Origin of the sequence: Halobacillus sp. BAB-2008, from assembly GCF_000328325.1 — a bacterium.
Taxonomy (GTDB): Bacteria; Bacillota; Bacilli; order Bacillales; family Halobacillaceae; genus Halobacillus.
The window spans coordinates 51,835-72,718 of the sequence record NZ_ANPF01000013.1; the positions used below are offsets into that span (position 1 = coordinate 51,835).

Here is a 20,884-nt window from a genome sequence, read left to right on the forward strand (position 1 = left end):
TCTCTTCCCCTCCACTTTCTCTTCATCTAAAAATACATAAAAAAACGCACCCTGGAGCGGGTGCGTTTACCGACAAATAAAAGGAAGCTCCTATCTATCAGGGTTATTCAACACCCGCTGGAATTAGCACAGTGTCTGCATTCAGACCTGTTGCTGAGGCTTCAAAGGGCCAGTCCCTCCACCTCTCTGGATAAGAAATATGTATTTTTTAAATACTCTAACAACGCAAATAAAAAATGTCAACGCTGAATTTTATTATTACGCTGCAACTTGAATGTTCCGAATATCCTCGAATTTTGTTGTTTCTAGATTCATAGGAACGTATAATGAGAGTGGTTAAAATGGATGAAATTGCCTTAACACTCACGTTCCGTTCCCTTTCTGAGGAGGTGATAGACAATGAAAACCTTCATAAAAATACTAAAAATATCAGGAATCGTCATCGGCTCCATATTCGCACTGCTCGTGCTCATTGGTATGTTCATGCCGGGAGAAATTGATGTCTATGGAGAAGGAGATTCAGAGAAACCCGACAACCTGACTGTATCAATGGATACCTACATCACAGATGAAGACTATGAGCCTACTGAAGTTGCTTTTCTCACTCATACGATAGCTGCGTTAAACGAGATCGACAATCAAAATTGGGGTGCTTTGGATGCCTATTTTTTGTATGAACGGGTTTATGAAACCGCTCTTCGTGACGTTTATATGAACAAAGAAGTCGATCCGGAGCACATCACAGATGTCCATTACACCGTACGGAACAAGCAATTTCAATCTTATTTGGATGAACAGCCGGTGAGCCCGCTCAGCACCGAAACCGATCACGGGGTGGAATGGGCGACCTTCCAATATGATGTGTGGGTAACCTTCTCCTTCGAATTGGAACGAGTCATCACGGATGATGAAGACCGGACGTATACCGATCGCTTCGAGGTGCAGGGAGACTACCCTCCACATTGGCAGTCCAGTATGAAGGAAACACACTGGCGCTTGAATTCCTTAATGCTACGCCCTCTAGAAAATGAATAAAACAGGAGATGAAGAGTATGAAACTCAAATCCATCCCGGTTATTCTGCTCGGCCTGCTGTGTTTGACGGCATGCTCCAACGTAGTGGATGCAGTCGGGGATCAATACCCAATGGAGGATATCGTATACGATGATGTGGGCAACAAATCGGAAATCTTCCGCGCTTATGATCAGAAGCCGGAGAAAGTGGCAGCCGGCATCACCGACTCTGAAGAGGCCGTACATAAAGCCTCCAAAGACGGTCGTGATTTAATGCTCTACGACGATTACCTCGTGCAGGTCTATCAGGACACCCAGAAAGAAGAAGATACCATCATCGAAGTATCGGATAAAGAATTCGTCCGGAACAATTATGATAGTGATTTCTTTTCGGACTACGGCATAGAAGAGGAAGCAGAAGAGGTTTATGCTATAGACCTTGATAACCGCGGCGGCTTCTTTTATACAGGGTATATCGGCGGAAGCGGCGGAAGTTATGTGAAAAATGCCGGGAGCAGTCCATCCGTACGCCAGTCATCCAGCACATCCTCCGGTGTCCGCGGCGGCGGCCCCGGAGCAGGAAAATAACAAAAGAACAGGAGCGAAAAACCATGTTTGAATTCGATATTTCGGAAGTACTGAATGTTTATGACCTTCTATTGACCTTGCTGTATTGGATCGTCATGCTTGTCCTGGCAGGAATTTGTATGGCCATCTTTGAAAAATTCACCCCTTATAACGATAAAGAAGAGCTGCTGAAGGGCAACGTCGCTGTCGCTTCTCAGTTCGCCGGGAAGTTGATCGGTCTAGGTATCATTACAGAATCTTCTATTGCCCACAATTTAAGTATTTGGAGCGCCTCTATCTGGATCTTCATCGGCTTTCTGTTGATGATTGCCGGCTACTATTTGTTCGAGTGGATCACTCCGTTCAAAGCGGAAGAGGAAATAAAGAAAAACAACATCGCTGTCGGCCTTGTAGCGGCATCTGTCAGTATCTTCATCGGTTTTGCCGTAGCAGGAAGCATTACATAAGAAGAATAAAGGAGGACCAACCGTGAACGCACAAAAGTATCTTTATCTGTCATCAGGAATCGTTTCAATCTGCGGAATCGTCTTCCAAGTTCTTTATGGTGCTGCAGGCAGCTACTTATTCGGGGACAGCGTTCTTTATTACTGTATAACCATCGGGCTGTTCATGATGGCCATGGGAATCGGAGCAGCCCTGAGTGAAAAACTGAAGAATTGGCTCGTCACCCGCTTCGTTCAGGCAGAGTACTTGATCGCTCTCGTCGGGGGCTTTTCCGTCTTTGGATTGTTTTTTTTCACTGCTTACTTCGATGACGGCGTTGCCCAGATCTACTTGTACACCGTCATATCTTTGACCGGGTTTCTGACAGGTCTGGAGCTCCCGATCCTGATACGAAGGGTTCAGGAAATCCGTGAAGATATAAGTAAAAGCACAGCGAGGGTGCTGTTTTTTGATTATGCCGGCAGTCTGATCGGGTCCGTAGGATTCGCTCTCGTCCTGCGTCCTCTGCTCGGTCTGATCAATACTGCCTTTTTCATTGCCATGATCAATGCGATTGTCGCTCTGTTCATCACATTAAGGTTCCGAAAAGAGATGTCCAGGCCCAAAGTCCACCAAGCGGCCGGCTTCCTCATTCTCCTGCTGCTTGTCGCGGGATTCTTATTTGGAGAGAAGTATGCCAGTGTCTTTGAGCAGAAATCTTACGCAGACCCGATCGTTTACACAGAAGAAACAAAGTATCAGAAGATCATTTTGACCAAGGAACCGGGAGATGTACGGCTGTTCTTGAACGGACAGCTGCAGTTCGCAGAAAGTGACGAGTTCCGTTACCACGAAGCGCTCGTCCACATTCCGATGGCGCTTGCCGATCAAACGCGCTCGGTTCTGATTCTCGGTGGAGGCGATGGTCTTGCTGTCCGGGAAGTATTGAAGCATGAAGACGTGGAACAGATTACCCTGGTCGACCTCGACCCTGCCATGACGGACCTTGCCAACACCAACCATGAGCTGCTCCGACTGAATGAAGGTTCCTTGAAAGATAGCCGTGTTCAGGTCATTCATGAAGATGCCTTCCAATACTTGCGCGATTCTAAGGAGCTTTATGATGTTATCCTTGGCGATCTGCCGGATCCCAACGATGAAGGCCTCAACAAGCTGTACACGAAGGAGTTCTACTCCCTTGTACGGAACCACTTGTCACCAGGCGGGAAAGTGAGTATCCAATCAACGAGTCCGGTTTTTGCGACCAAAGTGTACTGGACCATTAACAAAACGGTACAAGCCACAGGCCTTGAAACCGCCAATTATCATCTAGACGTTCCAAGCTTCGGAAACTGGGGATTCACTCTGGCCTCCCGAGAGCCGATATCTATTGACAAGTTGGGTTTCGATGGACTTGATTTAAAATTTCTCAATGAGGAAGTCGCCCCTTCTCTATTTGAGTTTGGTAATGACACGGACGAAGTCATTGAAGAGAAGGGAAAGACATTCGATATCCCCGTCAACAGTCTCAATCGTCCAAACCTGATACAGCTGTATCAGGAAGCGTGGGAAAATTACTAAGATGCTGCAAAAAAGCCAGCCCGGGAGGCTGGCTTTTTTGATTCATGCTTTATTCATTTGACGTCTGCGAAACAACAGGATTCCACCTGCACCGGCTATTACGGCACCGAGCACTATCCCCGCCGGATAAGCTGCACTTGTATCCGCAAGCTCTCCGCCTTCTTCTGCTTCAGAGGACTTATCCATGAGCTGGAAAATGTTTTTGGCATGATCTGTGTTATCTATTTGACCGGTGAACAAATCTGCACCGGGTCCATAGGCATAAACAGGAATGTCTTCTCCTGTATGGCCATCCGTCGTCCATCCAGTTCCAGATCTTTCGTTGAAGATAGCTTCAATACTGTTGTCTACTTCCATCACTCGATCATCGCCGGATGCGGACTCTATCGCTTTCTCAACAGATGCGATTTCTTCTTCTGTCACATCAAACCCGATATTCTCCTGCAGGGTCTTCTCCACGTCTGCTCCATCTTCCACGATTTGACGAGCCATATAGTCAGGCGTATGTTTCGCCGCTTTGACAGGTTCTGCATCCCAGTTGTAAGGACCACCTGCCCCTACAGTCATGCCTCCTGTAGAATGGTCAGCGGTCGTAATGACAAGCGTTTCCCCATCTTTCTGAGCGAACTCAATTGCTTTCTTATGAGCCTGTTCAAAGTCTTCCACTTCACTCATAGCCGCTACAATATCATTATCATGACCTGCCCAGTCTACTTGGCTTCCCTCCACCATCAGGAAAAACCCTTCGTCGTTTTTACCCAAAGTATCCAACGCTTTCGTCGTCATTTCAGCCAACGAAGGTTGTTCTTTCGGCCGGTCGATGGCATAATCCAACCCAACTGGTGCGAACAGGCCTAGAAGTTGCTCTCCATCCGCAGCTGCCAGCTCATCAGCTGTGGTTACATAATCGTATCCATCCTTTTTAAATTCCTCTGTCAGATTACGGTCTTCCCGAGCAAAGAAGTCTGTTCCCCCGCCGAGCAGGACATCGACTTTATGTTCACCATTTATTTTTTCATCATAATAATCATCAGCAATTTCATTATAATTTTCCCGGGAAACGTTGTGTGCGGCATAAGCAGCCGGTGTCGCATGGTTAATTTGAGCCGTCGCTACAAGTCCAGTGGATTTACCAAGCTCCTTTGCTTCCTCCAACACCGTTTTGGTCTCCTTATGCTCCAAATCAACGCCGATGGCACCGTGATAGGTTTTCACACCGGAAGACATAGCCGTACCGGCTGCGGCAGAATCGGTAATGCTTTCTTTTTCATCTTCTGCGCCTCCATCGTAGTACTTGTCCAATGACGATACATCATGCATTCCAACTAGATATGGATCGAAGAGATTACTTTCGACTTCCATCGTCTCTGGATTATCTTTCATATACCGATGGGCGGTAGTATACGAAGTACCCATTCCGTCACCAATCATCATAATGATATTCTTAGGCTTTTCAACCTTCTGTTCCTCAGCGTTTATGTAGTTGGCGGACGAACCAAAAACCATAGCCGACACCGCAGCTGCCATCATCCATTTATGCACTTGCTTGTTACCCATAGTACAACCCTCCATATGTATTGTTTTCCCATCCCCCATACTAGGGTTTGATTGTAAATAGAAAAATAACCGTCTGTTAAAACATCGTAAAAAAAAGAAGCATGTAATTAACTACATGCTTCTTGCAATAGATACCTATTTACGTCCCACAAAAGGTCTGATAGGGTCCGGGCGGGACAGGGATCACAGCGTATTCGATTTGTTCCTCTGAATAAGCGTATGGATCAGAAAGGAGACGGATGAGTTTCTTTACCGGACCGTAGTCCTCTTCCGATACGGCCGCAGCCAACGCTTCTTCTACAAGGTGGTTACGCGGAATAAGAGCGGGATTTGTCCGCTTCATCGTTTCATATGCTTCCGTCTTGGATGCTGCCTGGCTGTCCAGGCGAGCCTGCCACTGTTTATACCACTGCGTGAAAGCAGTGGTGTCCCTCAAAGAGGACTCCTCCATCCTATCCTGTGTTAATAAGCGGAACGTTTCCGTGTAATCAGCTTTATTCTTCTCCATAATATCAAGCAGGTCCTCAATTAAAGGCTCATCCTGCTGCTGATTCTCAGTCAGTCCAAGCTTGGAGCGCATTCCATTGAGCCAATGCTCCTTAAACAGCGAGCCAAAACCACTGAGGATCTCCTGGAGCTCTTCGACTGCTGCTTCCTGCTTTTCGTCAAGGAGAGGAATCAATGTCTCTGCGAAACGGGCCAGGTTCCACATCGCGATAGCCGGTTGATTCTTATAGGCATACCGGCCGCTTGTATCAATCGAACTGAAAACGGTATCCGGATTATAAATATCGAGAAACGCACATGGACCATAATCCATTGTCTCTCCACTGATTGTCATATTATCCGTATTCATGACGCCGTGCACGAAACCGACGAGCTGCCACTGGGCAATCAGCTGCGCCTGTCTCCGGACCACCTCTCTATAGAAACCGAGGTAATCTCCTGCTTCCAACTCTGGAAAATGGCGCTCCGTCGCATACTGTACAAGCACTCGAAGATGTTCGGCATCTCCTTGTTTTGCTGCATACTGGAATGTACCCACGCGCAGATGGCTGGCTGCTACTCTTGTAAGTACAGCTCCGGGCCATTCTGTCTCCCTCTGCACCGTTTCACCAGTCGTAACAACAGCCAGGCTGCGGTTCGTAGGCACTCCCAGTCCATGCATCGCTTCACTGATCACATATTCCCTGAGCATTGGTCCAAGCGACGCCCGTCCGTCTCCTCTCCGGGAATAAGGAGTCGGACCGGCCCCCTTCAATTGAATATCGCATCGCTCTCCCCCCGGAGTCATCTGCTCCCCTAGAAGGACGGCTCGTCCGTCACCGAGCATGGTAAAATGACCGAATTGATGACCGGCATAAGCTTGGGCTATAGGTTGAGCACCCTCAGGTATCTCATTACCTGACAGCTGCTCTGCATGTATATCATGCAGTCCAAGAATTCCTGCCAGCGGTTCATTGTATAGGACCAACTTCGGGTCCGCCACCGGTGTCGGGGCCTGCCGGGCATAGAACACCCCGGGAAGTTTTGAGTAGCTGTTAAAAAGATTCCAACCTGCTTTATCGGAATGTGTCATGTTATCTCCTTTATAAGTGTGTCCTACGTTACTTATCATTCGTATGCCCATCCTAACATACCCCAATAAAAAAAGCGCACCCTTGGAGGTGCGCCTGTTTCCTTAAAACTCTTCATAGACAGCAGGATCCTGGTCGTTCATTCGACCATCCGGAACGGACAAGGAGGAAATCTTATTCATTTCCGTATCCGTCAGAGAAAAGTCGAAGATTGCACAGTTTTCCCGTTGACGGGCCGGTGAAGTTGAACGTGGAATCGCTATGGCCCCTAACTGGTAATGCCAGCGGAGGACGACCTGCGTCACCGATTTGTTATAATGGGAGGCGATTTCCTGTAACGTTTCTTCCTCCATCACTTTTCCGGCTCTTGCAAGCGGACTCCAGGATTGAGTCGCAATCGTATGCTCTTCATGGAATGCCCTTTGTTCTTCCTGATTAAAGAAAGGATGAAGTTCCACCTGATTGATACTAGGAAGCACTCCCGTTTCCTTCTTCAGACGTTCCAAATGTTCGGGCAGGAAGTTACAAACACCGATGGAGCGGACAAGCCCCCATCTCTTTGCATCAATCAACGCCTGCCAAGCTTCTACATACATGTCCTGCTTCGGGTTCGGCCAGTGAATCAAATAAAAGTCATAATAATCCAATCCCGCGCGGTAGAGGGATTCCTGGATTGTCGTGAGTGCTTTGTCATACTCGTGGTATCTGCCTGGAAGCTTGGAAGAAATCAAAAGCTGATCCCGCGATACAGAAGAGCGTCGGACAGCTTCTCCTACAGTTCCTTCATTTTCATAGTTGTATGCACTGTCGAGCATCCGATAGCCTGCATGAATGGCGCTCCCGATTGCCTCCGCTCCCTTATTGCCGTTCAGTTCATATGTACCGAAACCAAGTGCCGGCACTTTCATTCCATCATTCAGTGTTATTTCAGGAAAGCCATTACTCATTACCATCTACTCCCTTCCATTTTAAACCACCTTATCACCCACAAGAAAATATATCCAAAATAATGCATCCGTCTCTGCCGTTGAATGTGCTCAGGAAGTACAATAGGTTTTTCTCGTTAAATCAATAAAACCGCTTAACGGAACTGACATCCACTTCTCTTTATGCCATGCTATCTGCGTGTATAGGGGAGGCATGTCCTTTGTCCAGGGAAGTTCGACCAACCGTCCCTCCCTGATCTCTTTCTCTACTACCATTTCTGGAAGTGCAGCCAGTCCCAACCCCGCAACGGCACACTGCTTGATGGCTTCTATGCTCCCAAACTCCAACAGGTTGGACAAAGAATATCCGTCTTGGTGAAACGAGTGTTCCAACAGCTCCCGGTAAGAGCAGCCTGACTCGGTCAACAGAAATGTTTCGTCTGCTAATTCATCCACTCCTACCTTCTTTTTCACAGATAAAGGATGATCTGCAGCAGCCACCACCATCAACTTTTCCTCCCGAAGGCTTCGGTCACTAAGTGATCTGCTGATTTTTCTTGATCCAACAGAACGGCCACATCCAGCGTCCCGTTCCTTATTTCTTCCCTCACTCGCGCTTCGGAGTGGGCCGGCTTGAATATTACCTTCACTTCAGGGAAGTGTTTTCTAAAGGCAGACAGCACGGGAGGCAGGCGATAGGTGCACTGACTTTCCTGTGCACCTATGACGAGCGTCCTCTGTAATTTATGCTCATCACCCACAACAGCCTTTGCTTCTGCATATATTCGGACAAGCTGATCCGCGTATTCCTTGAACCGATGCCCTGCGTCTGTCAGGAACAGTCTTCTTCCCAAACGCTCAAACAAAGGCTGATCCAGCTCCTCTTCCAATGCTTTTATCTGTGCCGTTACACTTGATTGAGCAAAATTAAGCTGCTTCGCCGTCTTTGTAAAATTCAGCATCTCAGCCGCTGTTATAAATGTCCGCAACTGCTTGAAATCCATCATCATTCTCCTTAATCATAAATTCCGATCGTTCCAATCATAATAATCCGTTTTTATGTTCAACACATTCATTATACACTGGAAACGGAATATACAAGGAGGGAAGTATCATGAAACTTGCCGTTATATACGGTGGAGGACGCAGGGAAGGAAATACCAGGTATTTAACAGAACGCATCATTGCCGGTATGAAGGTGGACCGGATGGAATTAGACGCCCACCATATTCTGCCGGTCATAGACGGACGTCACGCTGCAGAGGGATTTCCATGTGTACAAGATGATTATGATGGACTGATGAGACGTGTCATGGAAGCAGACATTCTACTCTTCGCCACCCCCATTTATTGGTACAGTATGACCGCTGCCATGAAGCTCTTCATTGATCGTTGGTCGCAGACGATGAGAGATCCGGATTTCCGTGATTTCCGGACAAAAATGGCTGAGAAACAGGCATACGTCGCCGCTGTCGGAGGGGATTCTCCTCGCACGAAAGGTCTTCCAATGATCCAACAGTTCCAACATATCTTTGATTTTGTCGGTCTCCCCTTTGCTTCCTATCTAATCGGAGAAGCAAACAAGCCCGGCGAGATCACCACAGACAAGGAGGCACTCTATCAAGCGGATCTATGGAACGAAACGTTCAAACAGATTCTGAAGTAAACCATGATTTCTAAACAGATAAAACACACAAAAAAGACCGCCTGGATATTCTCCAGGCGGTCTTTTTGTTTTTGTATCATTGATCCAACAAGTGACAAGCAGCCGTTTGACCAGTTCCAGACGTCTGAAGCTCCGGAACCTCTGCCTTACAGCGATCAAAGGCAAATGGACACCTCGTATGGAAAGGACATCCGGAAGGTGGATTGGATGGACTCGGGAGGTCTCCCTCCAGAACGATCCGTTCCCGTTTCGCTTTCGGATCCGGTACCGGTACGGCAGACAGCAGCGCCTTCGTGTAGGGGTGCTGCGGGTTTTGGATGACCGCATCCCGCTCTCCTACCTCCACCAGTTTCCCTAAATACATGACGCCGATCCGATCGGAAATGAAGTCCACAACGCTTAAATCATGAGCGATGAACAAATAAGTCAAATCCAGTTCCTGCTGTAAATCCTTCATCAGGTTCAACACTTGCGATTGAATGGACACATCGAGTGCAGAAACCGGTTCATCCGCAATAATGAGCTTCGGATTGACGGCCAGAGCCCGGGCGATTCCAATCCGCTGTCGCTGTCCCCCACTGAACTCGTGCGGATAACGATCGGCGAATTTCCTGGACAAGCCGACCGTGTCCAACAATTCGTTTACTCTCGCATCGATGGCCGGTCCCTTAGCGAGCTGGTGAACGATCAATGGCTCACCAATAATTTCCCTTACCGTCATTCTTGGGTTCAACGAGGCATAGGGGTCTTGAAATATCATTTGAAAGTCTTTGCGCGCCTGTTTCAGTTCGCCACCCGAAAGCTGGTCCATCCGCTGTCCATCAAAGGTGACCGTGCCCTCCGTCGGGGTGAGCATCTGCATAATCATTCGTCCGGTCGTCGATTTGCCACAGCCGGATTCGCCGACAAGACCGAATGTCTCCCCTTTTTTAATATCGAAAGAGACTCCGTCCACCGCTTTTACCACTTGACGGGATTGCTTCCTGAAACCTTTCTGGCTTACGAAATGCTTTTTCAGTCCTTCTACCTGCAGTAAGGATTGATTCATGATGACACCTCCTCCTCATGAAGCCAGCAGCGATTCTCTCCGTTGAACAGAGGCGGCTCTTCTTTCCAGCACCGTTCAAAGGCGAAAGGACAGCGGTTAGCGAATTTACATCCCTCAGGCCGGTCCTCTACAGTAGGAACCTGACCCTGGATAGAATCCAGCCGATCTTTTCTTTCCCCAAGCTTCGGAATCGACCCGAGTAATCCTTGTGTGTACGGATGCTTAGGATTTTCAAAAATGTCGATGACGTTTCCCTGTTCTACGATTCTTCCTGCATACATGACGGCAACTCTGTCACACATTTCTGCAATGACACCAAGATCATGCGTAATGAACAAGATAGACGTATCGTGCTCTTTTCTCATGTTCCTCATCACATCGAGAATTTGAGCTTGAATCGTTACATCGAGCGCCGTCGTCGGTTCATCCGCAATCAGCAAATCCGGATCACACGACATAGCCATGGCAATCATTACGCGCTGACGCATTCCTCCTGAGAGTTGATGGGGAAACTCCTTCATGATTTCCGCTGCTCTCGGAATACCGACCTGTTCCAGCATAGAAACAGCATGACGCTTCGCCTCCTGCTTCGTGAGAGACTGGTGTTCCAGAATCGCTTCCACTAATTGCTTGCCTATTTTCACAACAGGATTCAAGGAAGTCATCGGCTCTTGAAAAATCATCGACATACGGTTTCCACGCAGTTTACGTTTCTCCCTGGTGGATGCTTTCGCTACATCCTTCCCGTCAAAGAGTACTTCACCGCCGACAATCTCCCCCGGTGTATCTTCCAGCAGCTGCATAATGGATAAGGAGGTCACACTCTTACCGCTCCCGGACTCCCCGACAAGGCCGACGATTTCCCCCGGATACAGCGTAAGATCGATTCCTTCTACAGCTGGAATCATCTTTCCGTCCACCCGGAAGCTTGTGTGCAGCTGATTAATAGTTAAAATTGGCTCTGTCATTTCGTCTTCCTCCTTAATCACGGATTTTCGGGTCGAGCGCATCCCGTAATCCATCTCCTAAAAGATTGAAAGCAAGAACGGTCAAGAAAATTGCAAGCCCCGGAAAGAACGTGACATGCGGAGCATCATTCAGATAGTTACGCCCGTCACTAAGCATGGCTCCCCACTCCGGTGTGGAAGGATCAGCCCCAAGACCGAGAAAACTCAGCCCCGCAGCGATCAAGATTGCTGAACCGATCCGCATCGTGAAATATACAATCAGCGTCGAGACAGTCCCCGGGAAAATATGCTTCCAAATGATCCTCCAGCTGGATGCACCGATAGACTGCGTCGCCTCTACGTAAAGCGTCGATTTAATAGAGAGCGTGGTGCTCCGGATGATCCTCGCAAAGACCGGCACACTGAAAATGGCTACAGCCATGACGACATTAAACAGCCCCGGTCCGAGAATAGCGATAATTCCAATGGCAAGCAGCATCCCCGGAAAAGCGAGCAGGACATCCATAATGCGCATAATGGCATTATCGATCCACTTGCCGAAATAGCCGCTGATGATACCGAGAGCGGTACCGACAACTGCACCAATTAAAACAGAAGACAGTCCGACGGCTAATGATATTCTCGCTCCATGAAGAATCCGGCTGAAAATGTCTCGACCGAAATCGTCCGTTCCAGCAAGGTGATCCATGGACGGAGAAGACAACAGTTGATTATAATCCGGTTCATTGGGTTCATATGGAGCAATATACGGTCCTAAGATCGCAATAAGAAACAGGAATAAAAGGAAGATTCCCGCAAAAAAGGAAACCTTCTGTTTCTTAAATGATTTCCAAAACTGCCGGAAGGGCGTCACTCTTTGCTCCGTCTGCTGTTGTTCTGCTGATTCCACCATTATGACCCCTCCTCATAACGAATTTTCGGATTCAAGAAACCATACAAGAGATCTACAAGCAGGTTGATCAATAGAAATTCAAGAGAGAATAATAGAATTTCCGATTGAATGACCGGGTAATCTCTAGCAGTAATAGAGTTGATCAGAAGTCTTCCAAGCCCCGGCCAGCTGAAGATCGTCTCGGTTATAATGGATCCACTGAGCAGGAATCCGAATTGGAGTCCAGACATGGTCACTACGGGAATTAAGGCGTTTCTAAGTGCATGCCCATTAATGACTTTGAACTCTGACAGTCCTTTGGAACGGCCGGTACGGATATAGTCTTCTTTTAAAACATCCATCAGCGAGGACCGCGTAAACCTGGCGATAATGGCCGCCACCCCTGCTCCGAGTGTAATCGATGGAAGAATGTAAGATTCCAACCCTCCGATGCCGCCTGTTGGAAACCATCCGAGCTGGACAGAGAAGACTTGGATCAACATAAGTCCCAGCCAAAAGGAAGGGATGGATACACCGGAAACGGCAAGGAACATGGTGAGATGATCCTGCCAGCGATTACGTTTGACTGCTGAAACTACTCCAATAAGAAGGCCGAATAAGAGCGCCCAGAACATGCTGGCAAGCGTAAGAGTAAGTGTTGGACCAAAACGCTCCTTCAGCATATCCAGAACAGGTTCACCGCTGACGATCGAGGTGCCTAAATCTCCTTGGAACAGATTTGCCATATAGTTCAAATATTGTTGATAAAGGGGCGCATCAAGACCATATTTCACACGGATATTCTCGATTTCTTCCAAAGTGGCGTCCGCTCCGGCTATCAATCTGGCGGGATCCCCCGGTATCAAATGCACGAACAGAAATGCAATGACGGAAATGATGAAAAGCAGCGGAATCATACTGAGAATCCGCTTGATACTGTATTTAAGCATATTCTCCCTCCTTCATTTTTCGTTTCCTTCTCTTAATCAGTAAAGAGGCTGAGCGCTGTCCGCGCTCAACCTCTGGAAGTTATTCTGATACGATTTCAGCGTTTTTCAAGTCCAGGACTCCGGAAGATAACATAGTAATCCCCTTCACGTAATCCTGATGAGCATAGAGCAGGTCAGGAACCGCAAGGAATACCCAAGGTGCATCGTTCCAGATCATTTCCTGCGCCTCTGCATAATACTCTGCACGCTTATCATCATCGGCTGTATTTAATGCCTTCTGCAACAGCTCGTCTACCTGATCGTTCTTATAATAGGAAGTGTTATAAGACTCCGGCGGGAAAGATTCTGAGCTGAATAACGGACGAAGTCCCCAATCTGCATCGGCTGTTGAAGGAGACCATCCTCCGTTGTAAAGCTCGAGTTCCGTATCTTCCGGCTTCTCGACACCCCAGATGTTGTCTCCAAGTGTACCGCCTTCCATAGGGACGACGTTCAGCTTAATACCGACTTGGCTCAACTGCTGTTTATAGAACTGCATCATCTTTGTCTTGTCAGAACTTGTACCGCCCCAGATCGTCGTTTCAAATCCGTCCGGATAACCGGCTTCTGCAAGCAGCTCTTTCGCTTTCTCCGGATCATATTCATAGACTTCCTGACCAGAGTAGTGTTGTGTATCAGGTGCAATGGAAGACTCGGCAACAGTCGCATAGCCGTCATAGATGACATTGACATACGCTTCTTTGTCGATTGCATAGTTGATGGCTTGACGAACTTTTGGATCGTCAAACGGTTTCTTCATGGTATTCATAGAGAAATACTTAACGACAAGAGACGGCTTGTTCTCCACCGTTACACCTGCTTGATTCTCTAATGTATCCACCTGGCTTGTAGAAACAGGGAAGACGAAATCCGCTTCGCCTGTCTGAAGCATTGCGGAACGAGAGCCGCTTTCAGGAACCGGTTTGAATACAAGCTGGTCCACTTTGGGAACTTCCGGATCCCGGTAATCATCAAACTTCTCTACAGTCAGGTGATCCCCGCTCTTCCATTCTTTGAATTGGAACGGGCCTGTTCCTACAGGATTGCGGGCAATCTCCTCTTCGCTTTCTGAAATCGATTCCGGACTGATCATTGCTGCAGCCGGATGGGCGAAGTTGTTCGGCATGGCGCCGAACGGCTCTTTCAATGTAACTTTCACTTCGTATTCTCCGAGAACTTCTGTGCTGTCGACAAGCTCGAATAGAGAGCTTCTCCGCAACTGACTGTCAGGGTCGGCAAGCCGGTCGATATTCGCTTTGACCGCTTCCGCATTGAAAGGCGTACCGTCATGGAAAGTGATGCCTTCTTTCAGTTGGAAGGTAAACTCCGTAGAGTTCTCATTTGCTTCATAGCTTTCTGCTAATACCGGCACGATGTTCAAATCTTCATCGAACCCGAGCAACCCTTCGTACACAGCGGACTGCGCCGAATAGGACTGGTTGTCGTTCGTATCATGCGGATCCATGCTCGTGAAGTTGCCGTCTACGGCAATGGTCAAACCTTCTTCCTTAGAAGGCGCCTCCGCTTTTTTACTGCTGTCTGCCGTTCCATTCCCGTCTCCTTCTCCGTTACCGCATCCGGCGATAACAAGGACAAGGAGAAGGGAGAGAACCGATAAAAAACGTGATAATTTCAATTTCTTTTCCCCTTTTCTCCGTTTTTTCTCTTGAATTCCTACTAATATGTTCCGTATAATTCGATAGTATGGAATCCATACCAGAATACTAGGATTTTAGTACAGAAAAATCTTTATGTCAAAGAAAATTTTATATAAATAGGAAGACAAAGGAGAAAAAATTACAAATGAGACCACTCATAGGCATATCAGGAAGTATTATAATCGACCAGGGCGGGCGGTTTCCAGGCTATGACCGCGCCTATGTTAACAACGATTACGTCCAGTCTGTCCTCCGCGCAGAAGGTATTCCATTCATCCTTCCCGTGTTGGAAGATGACGAAGCGGTTAAAGCACAGGCGCAGGCAATGGACGGCCTTATCCTTTCCGGGGGACACGATGTCCAGTCTCTTCTTTATCAGGAAGAGCCGTCACCGAAGCAGGGATCTCCCTTCCCTGAGCGCGACCATTCAGAGGGAGTGCTGGCAATAGAAATGATCCGACAGGGTAAACCCGTATTTGCCATCTGCCGAGGTGTGCAGCTGTTAAACGCTGTATATGGAGGAAGCATGTATCAGGATACCTCCTACATGAAGGGGAATATTCTCAAACACGACCAGGTCCATACGCCCGCACAAGCGACGCATACCATACAAACAGAGCCGGAGAGCTTTATGCGCGAACACTTCGGTACAACGACGTTGACGAACTCCTTCCATCATCAAGCGATCAAAACGGTGGCGCCGGGATTTAAAGCAACCGCTTATGCAGCGGATGGCGTTATCGAAGCAATTGAAATGGAAGACACCACCGCTTTTGTCATCGGTGTACAATGGCACCCGGAAATGATGACAAAAAAACACGAGCGGATGCAGCGACTATTCGATCATTTTGTAAACCAAGCCTCCCTCACCAAACAACCGACACCGTAAATAAACGAAAAAATCCATACGCCCGGGCGGCGTATGGATTTTTTTCATTATACTTTGACACGTTTAATGAAGAAGGAAAGAATCAAACCTACCCCTGCAATAATCGTACCGAACCAGAAAGCACCTTGAACCCCTGAGGTGAAACCAAGGACCTGGTTCATCGGATCAGCCGGATTGTCGACCGTATTCATAAAACGGGCGGTTCCGGATGATAGAATAGAAATAGCAACCGCTGTTCCAATCGCACCGGAAACCTGCTGGAGCGTATTCATGATAGCTGTTCCATCCGGGTACAAATCAGCCGGAAGCTGGTTCAAACCATTGGTCTGAGCCGGCATCATAACCATGGAGACACCAATCATCATGACGATATGAAGGCCGATAATCCAAGCGGATGTCGTTTCCATATCGACAGTCGTAAACCCAAGCATTGCTCCGAGAATGATGACGAACCCTGGAATGACAAGGAACTTAGGGCCGAACCGGTCGAATAATCCACCCATGATCGGAGAAATCAAACCATTGATAATTCCCCCAGGAAGCAGAAGCAGCCCTGCCGCAAACGTCGTCAATGCAAGGGAAGTCTGCAAATACAACGGAAGAAGAATCATAGATGATAGAATGACCATCATTGTAATGACAATAATAATCAAACCGACGGTGAACATCGGATAACGGAACGCACGCAAATCAAGGATCGGTTGTTCCAGTTTCAGTTGACGATGAATGAAGAATGCAAGCCCGATCGCTCCGACGATGAGCGGCAGGACAACGACCAAATGTCCCCATCCTTCGCTCGTGCTGCTGAAGCCATAGACGATTCCGCCGAATCCGAATGTAGAATAAACGATGGACAGAGCGTCAATTTTTGGCTTCGTTGGTTCTGTCACGTTCTGCATATAAACAAAACCGAACAAGAGCGCTGCGATTAATAGCGGCAGGGAGAACCAGAAAATCCAATGCCACGTGAAATTGTTAAGAATCAGTCCGGATAACGTCGGACCGACAGCAGGCGCAAACATGATCACCAACCCGATGACTCCCATAACTTTTCCGCGATTCTTCGGTGGAATGATGACAAGGATCGTGTTGAACATAAGCGGAAGCAGCAACGCCGTTCCAGCTGCCTGAACAACCCGCGCGATCATAAGAACTCCGAATACCGGGGCCAGTGCCGCAATTAATGTTCCTATAATCGACAGGATAAGAGATGCTGTGAAAAGCTGTCTCGTCGTAAACCATTGCAGGATCAAACCTGATATAGGAACAAGAATTCCTAGTGTCAACAGGTATCCAGTCGTTAACCAATGGACGGTCGTTTCCTGGATCCCGAATGTGGTAATTAAACTATTGAGCGCCATATTAAGCGCCGTTTCACTGAACAGCCCCACAAAGCCTGCGACCACAAGTGAAATAATGATCGGCATCGGCTTTATGGCCTGTTTTGATGTATTCATTTCTTCCGATGCTGCTGCATCCATCTGCATTGCTTATCTCTCCTCTTTTTCTTTACTCAACAAATACGGCATTTGTCTGGCGATTGCTCGGAGCGGTTCTCCGTTAACCATCGTCTTCGCCAAAATAAACGCACCCTCAATCATTGCGTGGATGCTTATTCCCAAGTCTTCCGCACGCTCTTTACTGTAACCCGACGCTTCCAAAGCCTGCACATAGAAACGATTCCAATGTTGATAGGTCTGCTTGCATGCGAGCCTTAGGTTCTCATTGCAAATAGAAGTCTCTGAGGCAATCAGGCCGATGGGAACGCCCTCTCCAGGTTCCCCTCTTTCGAACATGTCGGCGATGTCCAGTATGTGCTGCTTCAAAGCTTCGCCGACATCCATTCCAGGCCTGAGGCTCTTCTCCAAGTCTTCCGCGACCGCAGTCCGCATCCGGGCAATGGCTTCCAATGCGATTTCTTCCTTCCCACCAGGGAAATGGTAGTACAAAGAACCTCTTGGAGCCCCACTTTCTTTTATGATCTGACTCAAACCTGTACCGTTATATCCTTGTATATGGAAAAGGTTGGATGATGTATTCAGAATGATTTCTTTCGTATCTGCATGCTTGCTCATTCTTACTCCTCCCTCAATAATTATGACGAACGGTCTATATAAATTTAATCGTATTTGAAGGCAAAGTCAATAAAAAAAGACCGTAACAAACGGTCATTTTAATCGATGGCTCTCAACACATCCAACAGCTGCTTTTTAAACCTTTTCCTGTCTACCTGCTCACAGACACGCACGTTCGGTGCCTTTCCGGAACGATTGTTAATATCGACAAGGCTGTATCCCCTCGTGAGCTCTCCTTTTGTTTCTATATCCACAAAATATTTATGCGACTTCGTCATCAATTCTTCGTCGGCTGCAACCGCCATAAGCAACGTATCCGGATGAGTCGTTCCTGTTAATCGGTGCACTTCTTTATTGAATTTCTTGACGACTTCGTTTATCTGCACGAAGAAGTCCGCCCCCTTCGTACCAAGCGCCGCTATCTCCTCATGATCGGAATCATCCATGATAGAATACTCCAAGCACATATCCCAGCCGACCATTGTAATGGGTATGCCTGAGTGAAGAACAATGCGCGCAGCTTCAGGGTCCACCCAAAAATTATATTCTGCTGCTGCTGTAATATTCCCAAGAGAATTATTTGTTCCTCCCATTATGTACAAGTGCGGGATCGCTTTAATAATGCTCGGATCCTTCTTGATCGCCAACGCAATATTCGTTAACGGCGCAATCGCAAGCAGTTCAATCTCGCCGGGGGAACGCTTCACCTGCTCAATAATGAAATCGACGGCATGTCCTTCCTCCGGCCGCTGCTCCGCTTTCGGAAAGTGCGCCCCGCCCATTCCATCTTCGCCATGTACATCCTCTACGGTGCGGTGACCAGCCTCCCCGTTCATTAAAAGCGGCCTCTCGCATCCCTTATAAACAGGAACATAGCGTCCGCCTCCGGACACCTCGATCGTATACAACGCATTTTCCACTTCCTGATCGAAGTCTACATTTCCTCCTGTAATGGTGACCCCTTCCACTTGAAAATTGTGAAGAGCCGTAAGAATAGCAATCGTGTCGTCTCCGGCTGTGTCTGTATCAATAATTACTTTTCTCATGAACAGTCCCCCAAGGTTTTCTTCTATGTACAACCTTTATTGTACACCAAATCCCCCTGACTTTTTCCAAAAAGCCGGGGTTCTTATAGATAAATCGGTGTACAATAATGATCGTATCCGGGCATGTCATTGCGAACCACCGCTTCATACATACGCTGGACGGCCAATGTGATGGAACCGGGTTCCCCTGTCCCCACCCTTCGTCGATCCACTTCAACCACCGGCTTAATACCGATGGCTGTACCTGTAAAGAAAACTTCATCAGCCCGGTACAGCTCGGCTCTCGCCAAACTCTGCTCTTTTACCTTGATCCCCATCTCCTTCCATAAAATCTCCATAACCGTAGCACGTGTAATTCCCGGTAAGATGTCATCCGCAACAGGAGGCGTCCATACACAGTCCCCTTGGACCACAAATATATTCTCTGTCGCCCCTTCACTCACGTTTCCGTCTTTCGTCAAAAAAATCGCCTCATCATATCCATCTGCCAACGCTTGACTGACAGCAAGGGCTGAATTCAAGTATCCGGCCGTCGGCTTCGCCTGAGGGGGGATCATATTACTTCCAATCCTGTTCCAGGAAGAAACACAAGCTCTTAAAACCGGCTTCGGCTCATATTCCAAATAGCTTGTGAACACAGCCACTCGGTTGTTGACACCAGCTATATCTGGACGTAACATATCCGCCCCGTGGAAACAGAGCGGACGAATATAAACATCCTGTTTTACGTGATTAAGGACAAGCAGCTTCCTGACAATCGCGATCATTTCTGGTACGGCATATGGAATGGGAAGGAAGAGCAGTTTCCCGGATTTGTAAAAACGATCGATATGATCTGCCAACCGAAAAACATACAACTGCCGATGCTCCTCATTCCAAAAAGCCCGGATACCGTCAATGCATCCTAAACCATAATTCAGTCCTTTATTCCTGACATTCACCGTGGGAAGTGTCTCCTCTACAAAACGACCTTGATCAAACATAAATAGCATCTATCTCCACACCTTTACTATCAGCTCAGCAAAAGCCTGAGAATTGAAGTTGACGGATTAGTTTCGAGACATACTCTTCTTATATCTATCCTTTCCGGTCCTTTTTCAGAACCAGCCCCCCGCCGCCTGTTATAAAGTCAGGATCTTTTGTACACTTTTTCCTTGCTTTACTTCATACATCAAATTGTCTGCTTCATTAATAACGGACAAGAGATCCTGCTCGCCTGCAGTGAAGCTGCACAATCCTATACTGACGTTTATACGCAGTTCTTGTTCATGAAAAAGGAGCGGTTCTTCCAAAGCAAGGTGGACCTTGCTGCGAACGTCATTCGTATCGGCATTCCCTTCATAAATGAGAATGAATTCATCTCCGCCGTACCGGTAAAGTGTACCTGCTTCATCCATAGTTTCGTGAAGAACAGCTACAAAATGTTTAAGGGCAGCATCCCCCGCCAAATGACCATGACGATCGTTGATTTGTTTGAAGTCATCCAAATCAAGAAAGAACAGGTGCATCCGTTCTCCTTTCTTAAGCTCCAATACATCTCTTTGGAGCGCTGAACGATTCAGAAGCCCTGTTAAATCGTCGGTCGTGACGAAACGCTGCGTCGTTTGAAGCGTATCCAACGTATCATTCACCCCGTTTGTGAATAACGCCAGTGACCCGGAGGAACGCATATGGGACCGTACGGACAGATCCCCTTCCTTGATAGATCGGAAAAGTCGTTTATGGTAATTCAAAAACCAGTGAATGAAGAAGTAGAATACAAAGAAATTGATTAAACCGAGCAGAAGGCCTGCTGTGATGGATGAGAATGTGAAGAACCATTGCAAATCCTGTGGAATCGGAATGACTTTGGGCATAAACTGCACAAACAGCCCTCCGATGATACAGCCGAGCACTAAGTAAAAAGCAAACATGATCCATAAATAGTTCCACTTCATCCTTTTCACCACCATGTCTTTATTCCTATATCGGCATCTTCCGAATAATATTATATACCCATGCCGGTTACA

18 protein-coding genes, 2 pseudogenes and 1 riboswitch are annotated in these 20,884 nt (G+C 47.5%); of the genes and pseudogenes, 6 read left to right on the forward strand and 14 right to left on the reverse strand.

The features are described from left to right. Positions 1-87 precede the first annotated feature (87 nt). Positions 88-197, reverse strand: a riboswitch (SAM riboswitch). Positions 198-399: 202 nt separating this feature from the next. Genes D479_RS03970 through D479_RS03985 form a run of 4 tightly spaced genes read left to right on the forward strand, consistent with a single transcriptional unit; the run spans position 400 to position 3,605 of the window. Next, the gene (locus tag D479_RS03970) at positions 400-1,035 is read left to right on the forward strand and encodes a hypothetical protein (protein ID WP_008633925.1); all 636 of its coding nucleotides are present in this window, start codon (positions 400-402) and stop codon (positions 1,033-1,035) included. Positions 1,036-1,052: 17 nt separating this feature from the next. Then, positions 1,053-1,601, forward strand: a complete 549-nt coding sequence (locus D479_RS03975) for a DUF4247 domain-containing protein (protein ID WP_008633928.1) — start codon at positions 1,053-1,055, stop codon at positions 1,599-1,601. 23 nt (positions 1,602-1,624) lie between these two features. Then, positions 1,625-2,047 (forward strand): DUF350 domain-containing protein, encoded by a 423-nt coding sequence (locus D479_RS03980; RefSeq protein WP_008633930.1) that lies wholly within the window; start codon positions 1,625-1,627, stop codon positions 2,045-2,047. Between the two features lie 22 nt (positions 2,048-2,069). Further along, positions 2,070-3,605: a polyamine aminopropyltransferase gene (locus D479_RS03985; RefSeq protein WP_008633932.1), complete on the forward strand. Its 1,536-nt coding sequence runs from the start codon at positions 2,070-2,072 to the stop codon at positions 3,603-3,605. Between the two features lie 183 nt (positions 3,606-3,788). Here D479_RS03985 and D479_RS03990 read toward each other — a convergent pair. The 4 genes and pseudogenes from D479_RS03990 to D479_RS04005 all read right to left on the reverse strand — a co-directional run. Then, positions 3,789-5,135, reverse strand: a pseudogene (locus tag D479_RS03990) (alkaline phosphatase); the annotation flags it as partial. 166 nt (positions 5,136-5,301) lie between these two features. Beyond that, the gene (locus D479_RS03995) at positions 5,302-6,741 is read right to left on the reverse strand and encodes a protein adenylyltransferase SelO (RefSeq protein WP_008633938.1); all 1,440 of its coding nucleotides are present in this window, start codon (positions 6,739-6,741) and stop codon (positions 5,302-5,304) included. A 102-nt stretch (positions 6,742-6,843) separates the two neighbouring features. Next, positions 6,844-7,686, reverse strand: coding sequence for an aldo/keto reductase (locus D479_RS04000; protein ID WP_008633940.1), 843 nt, complete (start codon positions 7,684-7,686; stop codon positions 6,844-6,846). A 90-nt stretch (positions 7,687-7,776) separates the two neighbouring features. After that, positions 7,777-8,669: pseudogene (locus D479_RS04005) on the reverse strand (LysR family transcriptional regulator). Positions 8,670-8,779: 110 nt separating this feature from the next. On the opposite strand from D479_RS04005, the gene D479_RS04010 reads away from it, so the two are divergent. Continuing rightward, complete coding sequence (locus D479_RS04010) at positions 8,780-9,331, forward strand: flavodoxin family protein (protein ID WP_008633948.1); 552 nt, start codon at positions 8,780-8,782, stop codon at positions 9,329-9,331. A 76-nt stretch (positions 9,332-9,407) separates the two neighbouring features. On the opposite strand, the gene D479_RS04015 is transcribed toward D479_RS04010, so the two are convergent. The 5 genes from D479_RS04015 to D479_RS04035 form a co-directional block, all read right to left on the reverse strand. After that, positions 9,408-10,379, reverse strand: coding sequence for a dipeptide ABC transporter ATP-binding protein (locus tag D479_RS04015; protein ID WP_008633950.1), 972 nt, complete (start codon positions 10,377-10,379; stop codon positions 9,408-9,410). Beyond that, positions 10,376-11,347 (reverse strand): ABC transporter ATP-binding protein, encoded by a 972-nt coding sequence (locus D479_RS04020; protein ID WP_039870743.1) that lies wholly within the window; start codon positions 11,345-11,347, stop codon positions 10,376-10,378. Before D479_RS04020 ends, D479_RS04015 begins: the two co-directional genes overlap by 4 nt. A gap of 13 nt (positions 11,348-11,360) precedes the next feature. After that, positions 11,361-12,239 (reverse strand): ABC transporter permease subunit, encoded by an 879-nt coding sequence (locus D479_RS04025; RefSeq protein ID WP_008633954.1) that lies wholly within the window; start codon positions 12,237-12,239, stop codon positions 11,361-11,363. Beyond that, on the reverse strand, positions 12,239-13,168 hold the full coding sequence (gene nikB / locus D479_RS04030; RefSeq protein WP_008633956.1) for a nickel ABC transporter permease: 930 nt from the start codon (positions 13,166-13,168) through the stop codon (positions 12,239-12,241). The genes D479_RS04025 and nikB overlap by 1 nt, the downstream gene beginning before the upstream one ends. Before the next feature lie 79 nt (positions 13,169-13,247). Next, positions 13,248-14,843, reverse strand: coding sequence for a glutathione ABC transporter substrate-binding protein (locus D479_RS04035; protein WP_008633958.1), 1,596 nt, complete (start codon positions 14,841-14,843; stop codon positions 13,248-13,250). Positions 14,844-15,010: 167 nt separating this feature from the next. Here D479_RS04035 and D479_RS04040 point away from each other — a divergent pair, with 167 nt between their 5' ends. Beyond that, complete coding sequence (locus D479_RS04040; RefSeq protein ID WP_008633960.1) at positions 15,011-15,754, forward strand: gamma-glutamyl-gamma-aminobutyrate hydrolase family protein; 744 nt, start codon at positions 15,011-15,013, stop codon at positions 15,752-15,754. Between the two features lie 47 nt (positions 15,755-15,801). Here the strand turns inward: D479_RS04040 and D479_RS04045 are convergent, their stop codons facing one another. The 5 genes from D479_RS04045 to D479_RS04065 form a co-directional block, all read right to left on the reverse strand. Further along, complete coding sequence (locus tag D479_RS04045; RefSeq protein WP_039870745.1) at positions 15,802-17,211, reverse strand: DHA2 family efflux MFS transporter permease subunit; 1,410 nt, start codon at positions 17,209-17,211, stop codon at positions 15,802-15,804. Positions 17,212-17,244: 33 nt separating this feature from the next. After that, the gene (locus D479_RS04050) at positions 17,245-17,829 is read right to left on the reverse strand and encodes a TetR/AcrR family transcriptional regulator (protein WP_008633966.1); all 585 of its coding nucleotides are present in this window, start codon (positions 17,827-17,829) and stop codon (positions 17,245-17,247) included. Positions 17,830-17,927: 98 nt separating this feature from the next. Continuing rightward, a complete protein-coding gene (locus tag D479_RS04055; RefSeq protein WP_008633968.1) occupies positions 17,928-18,875 on the reverse strand; it encodes a nucleoside hydrolase in 948 nt (315 codons plus the stop codon). Between the two features lie 83 nt (positions 18,876-18,958). Then, complete coding sequence (locus tag D479_RS04060; protein ID WP_008633971.1) at positions 18,959-19,867, reverse strand: branched-chain amino acid transaminase; 909 nt, start codon at positions 19,865-19,867, stop codon at positions 18,959-18,961. A gap of 129 nt (positions 19,868-19,996) precedes the next feature. Then, a complete protein-coding gene (locus D479_RS04065; protein ID WP_008633973.1) occupies positions 19,997-20,812 on the reverse strand; it encodes a GGDEF domain-containing protein in 816 nt (271 codons plus the stop codon). Between the last annotated feature and the right edge of the window lie 72 nt (positions 20,813-20,884).

What these genes read in the sequence shown, in the direction of transcription:
- D479_RS04060 (WP_008633971.1), bottom strand. Translation starts at nt 19,867, where the DNA reads ATGCTATTTATGTTTGATCAAGGTCGTTTTGTAGAGGAGACACTTCCC.
- D479_RS03995 (WP_008633938.1), bottom strand. Translation starts at nt 6,741, where the DNA reads ATGACACATTCCGATAAAGCAGGTTGGAATCTTTTTAACAGCTACTCA.
- D479_RS04055 (WP_008633968.1), bottom strand. Translation starts at nt 18,875, where the DNA reads ATGAGAAAAGTAATTATTGATACAGACACAGCCGGAGACGACACGATT.
- D479_RS04000 (WP_008633940.1), bottom strand. Translation starts at nt 7,686, where the DNA reads ATGAGTAATGGCTTTCCTGAAATAACACTGAATGATGGAATGAAAGTG.
- D479_RS04050 (WP_008633966.1), bottom strand. Translation starts at nt 17,829, where the DNA reads ATGAGCAAGCATGCAGATACGAAAGAAATCATTCTGAATACATCATCC.
- D479_RS03970 (WP_008633925.1), top strand. Translation starts at nt 400, where the DNA reads ATGAAAACCTTCATAAAAATACTAAAAATATCAGGAATCGTCATCGGC.
- nikB (WP_008633956.1), bottom strand. Translation starts at nt 13,168, where the DNA reads ATGCTTAAATACAGTATCAAGCGGATTCTCAGTATGATTCCGCTGCTT.
- D479_RS03975 (WP_008633928.1), top strand. Translation starts at nt 1,053, where the DNA reads ATGAAACTCAAATCCATCCCGGTTATTCTGCTCGGCCTGCTGTGTTTG.
- D479_RS04065 (WP_008633973.1), bottom strand. Translation starts at nt 20,812, where the DNA reads ATGAAGTGGAACTATTTATGGATCATGTTTGCTTTTTACTTAGTGCTC.
- D479_RS03980 (WP_008633930.1), top strand. Translation starts at nt 1,625, where the DNA reads ATGTTTGAATTCGATATTTCGGAAGTACTGAATGTTTATGACCTTCTA.
- D479_RS04045 (WP_039870745.1), bottom strand. Translation starts at nt 17,211, where the DNA reads ATGAATACATCAAAACAGGCCATAAAGCCGATGCCGATCATTATTTCA.
- D479_RS04010 (WP_008633948.1), top strand. Translation starts at nt 8,780, where the DNA reads ATGAAACTTGCCGTTATATACGGTGGAGGACGCAGGGAAGGAAATACC.
- D479_RS04015 (WP_008633950.1), bottom strand. Translation starts at nt 10,379, where the DNA reads ATGAATCAATCCTTACTGCAGGTAGAAGGACTGAAAAAGCATTTCGTA.
- D479_RS04040 (WP_008633960.1), top strand. Translation starts at nt 15,011, where the DNA reads ATGAGACCACTCATAGGCATATCAGGAAGTATTATAATCGACCAGGGC.
- D479_RS04020 (WP_039870743.1), bottom strand. Translation starts at nt 11,347, where the DNA reads ATGACAGAGCCAATTTTAACTATTAATCAGCTGCACACAAGCTTCCGG.
- D479_RS04025 (WP_008633954.1), bottom strand. Translation starts at nt 12,239, where the DNA reads ATGGTGGAATCAGCAGAACAACAGCAGACGGAGCAAAGAGTGACGCCC.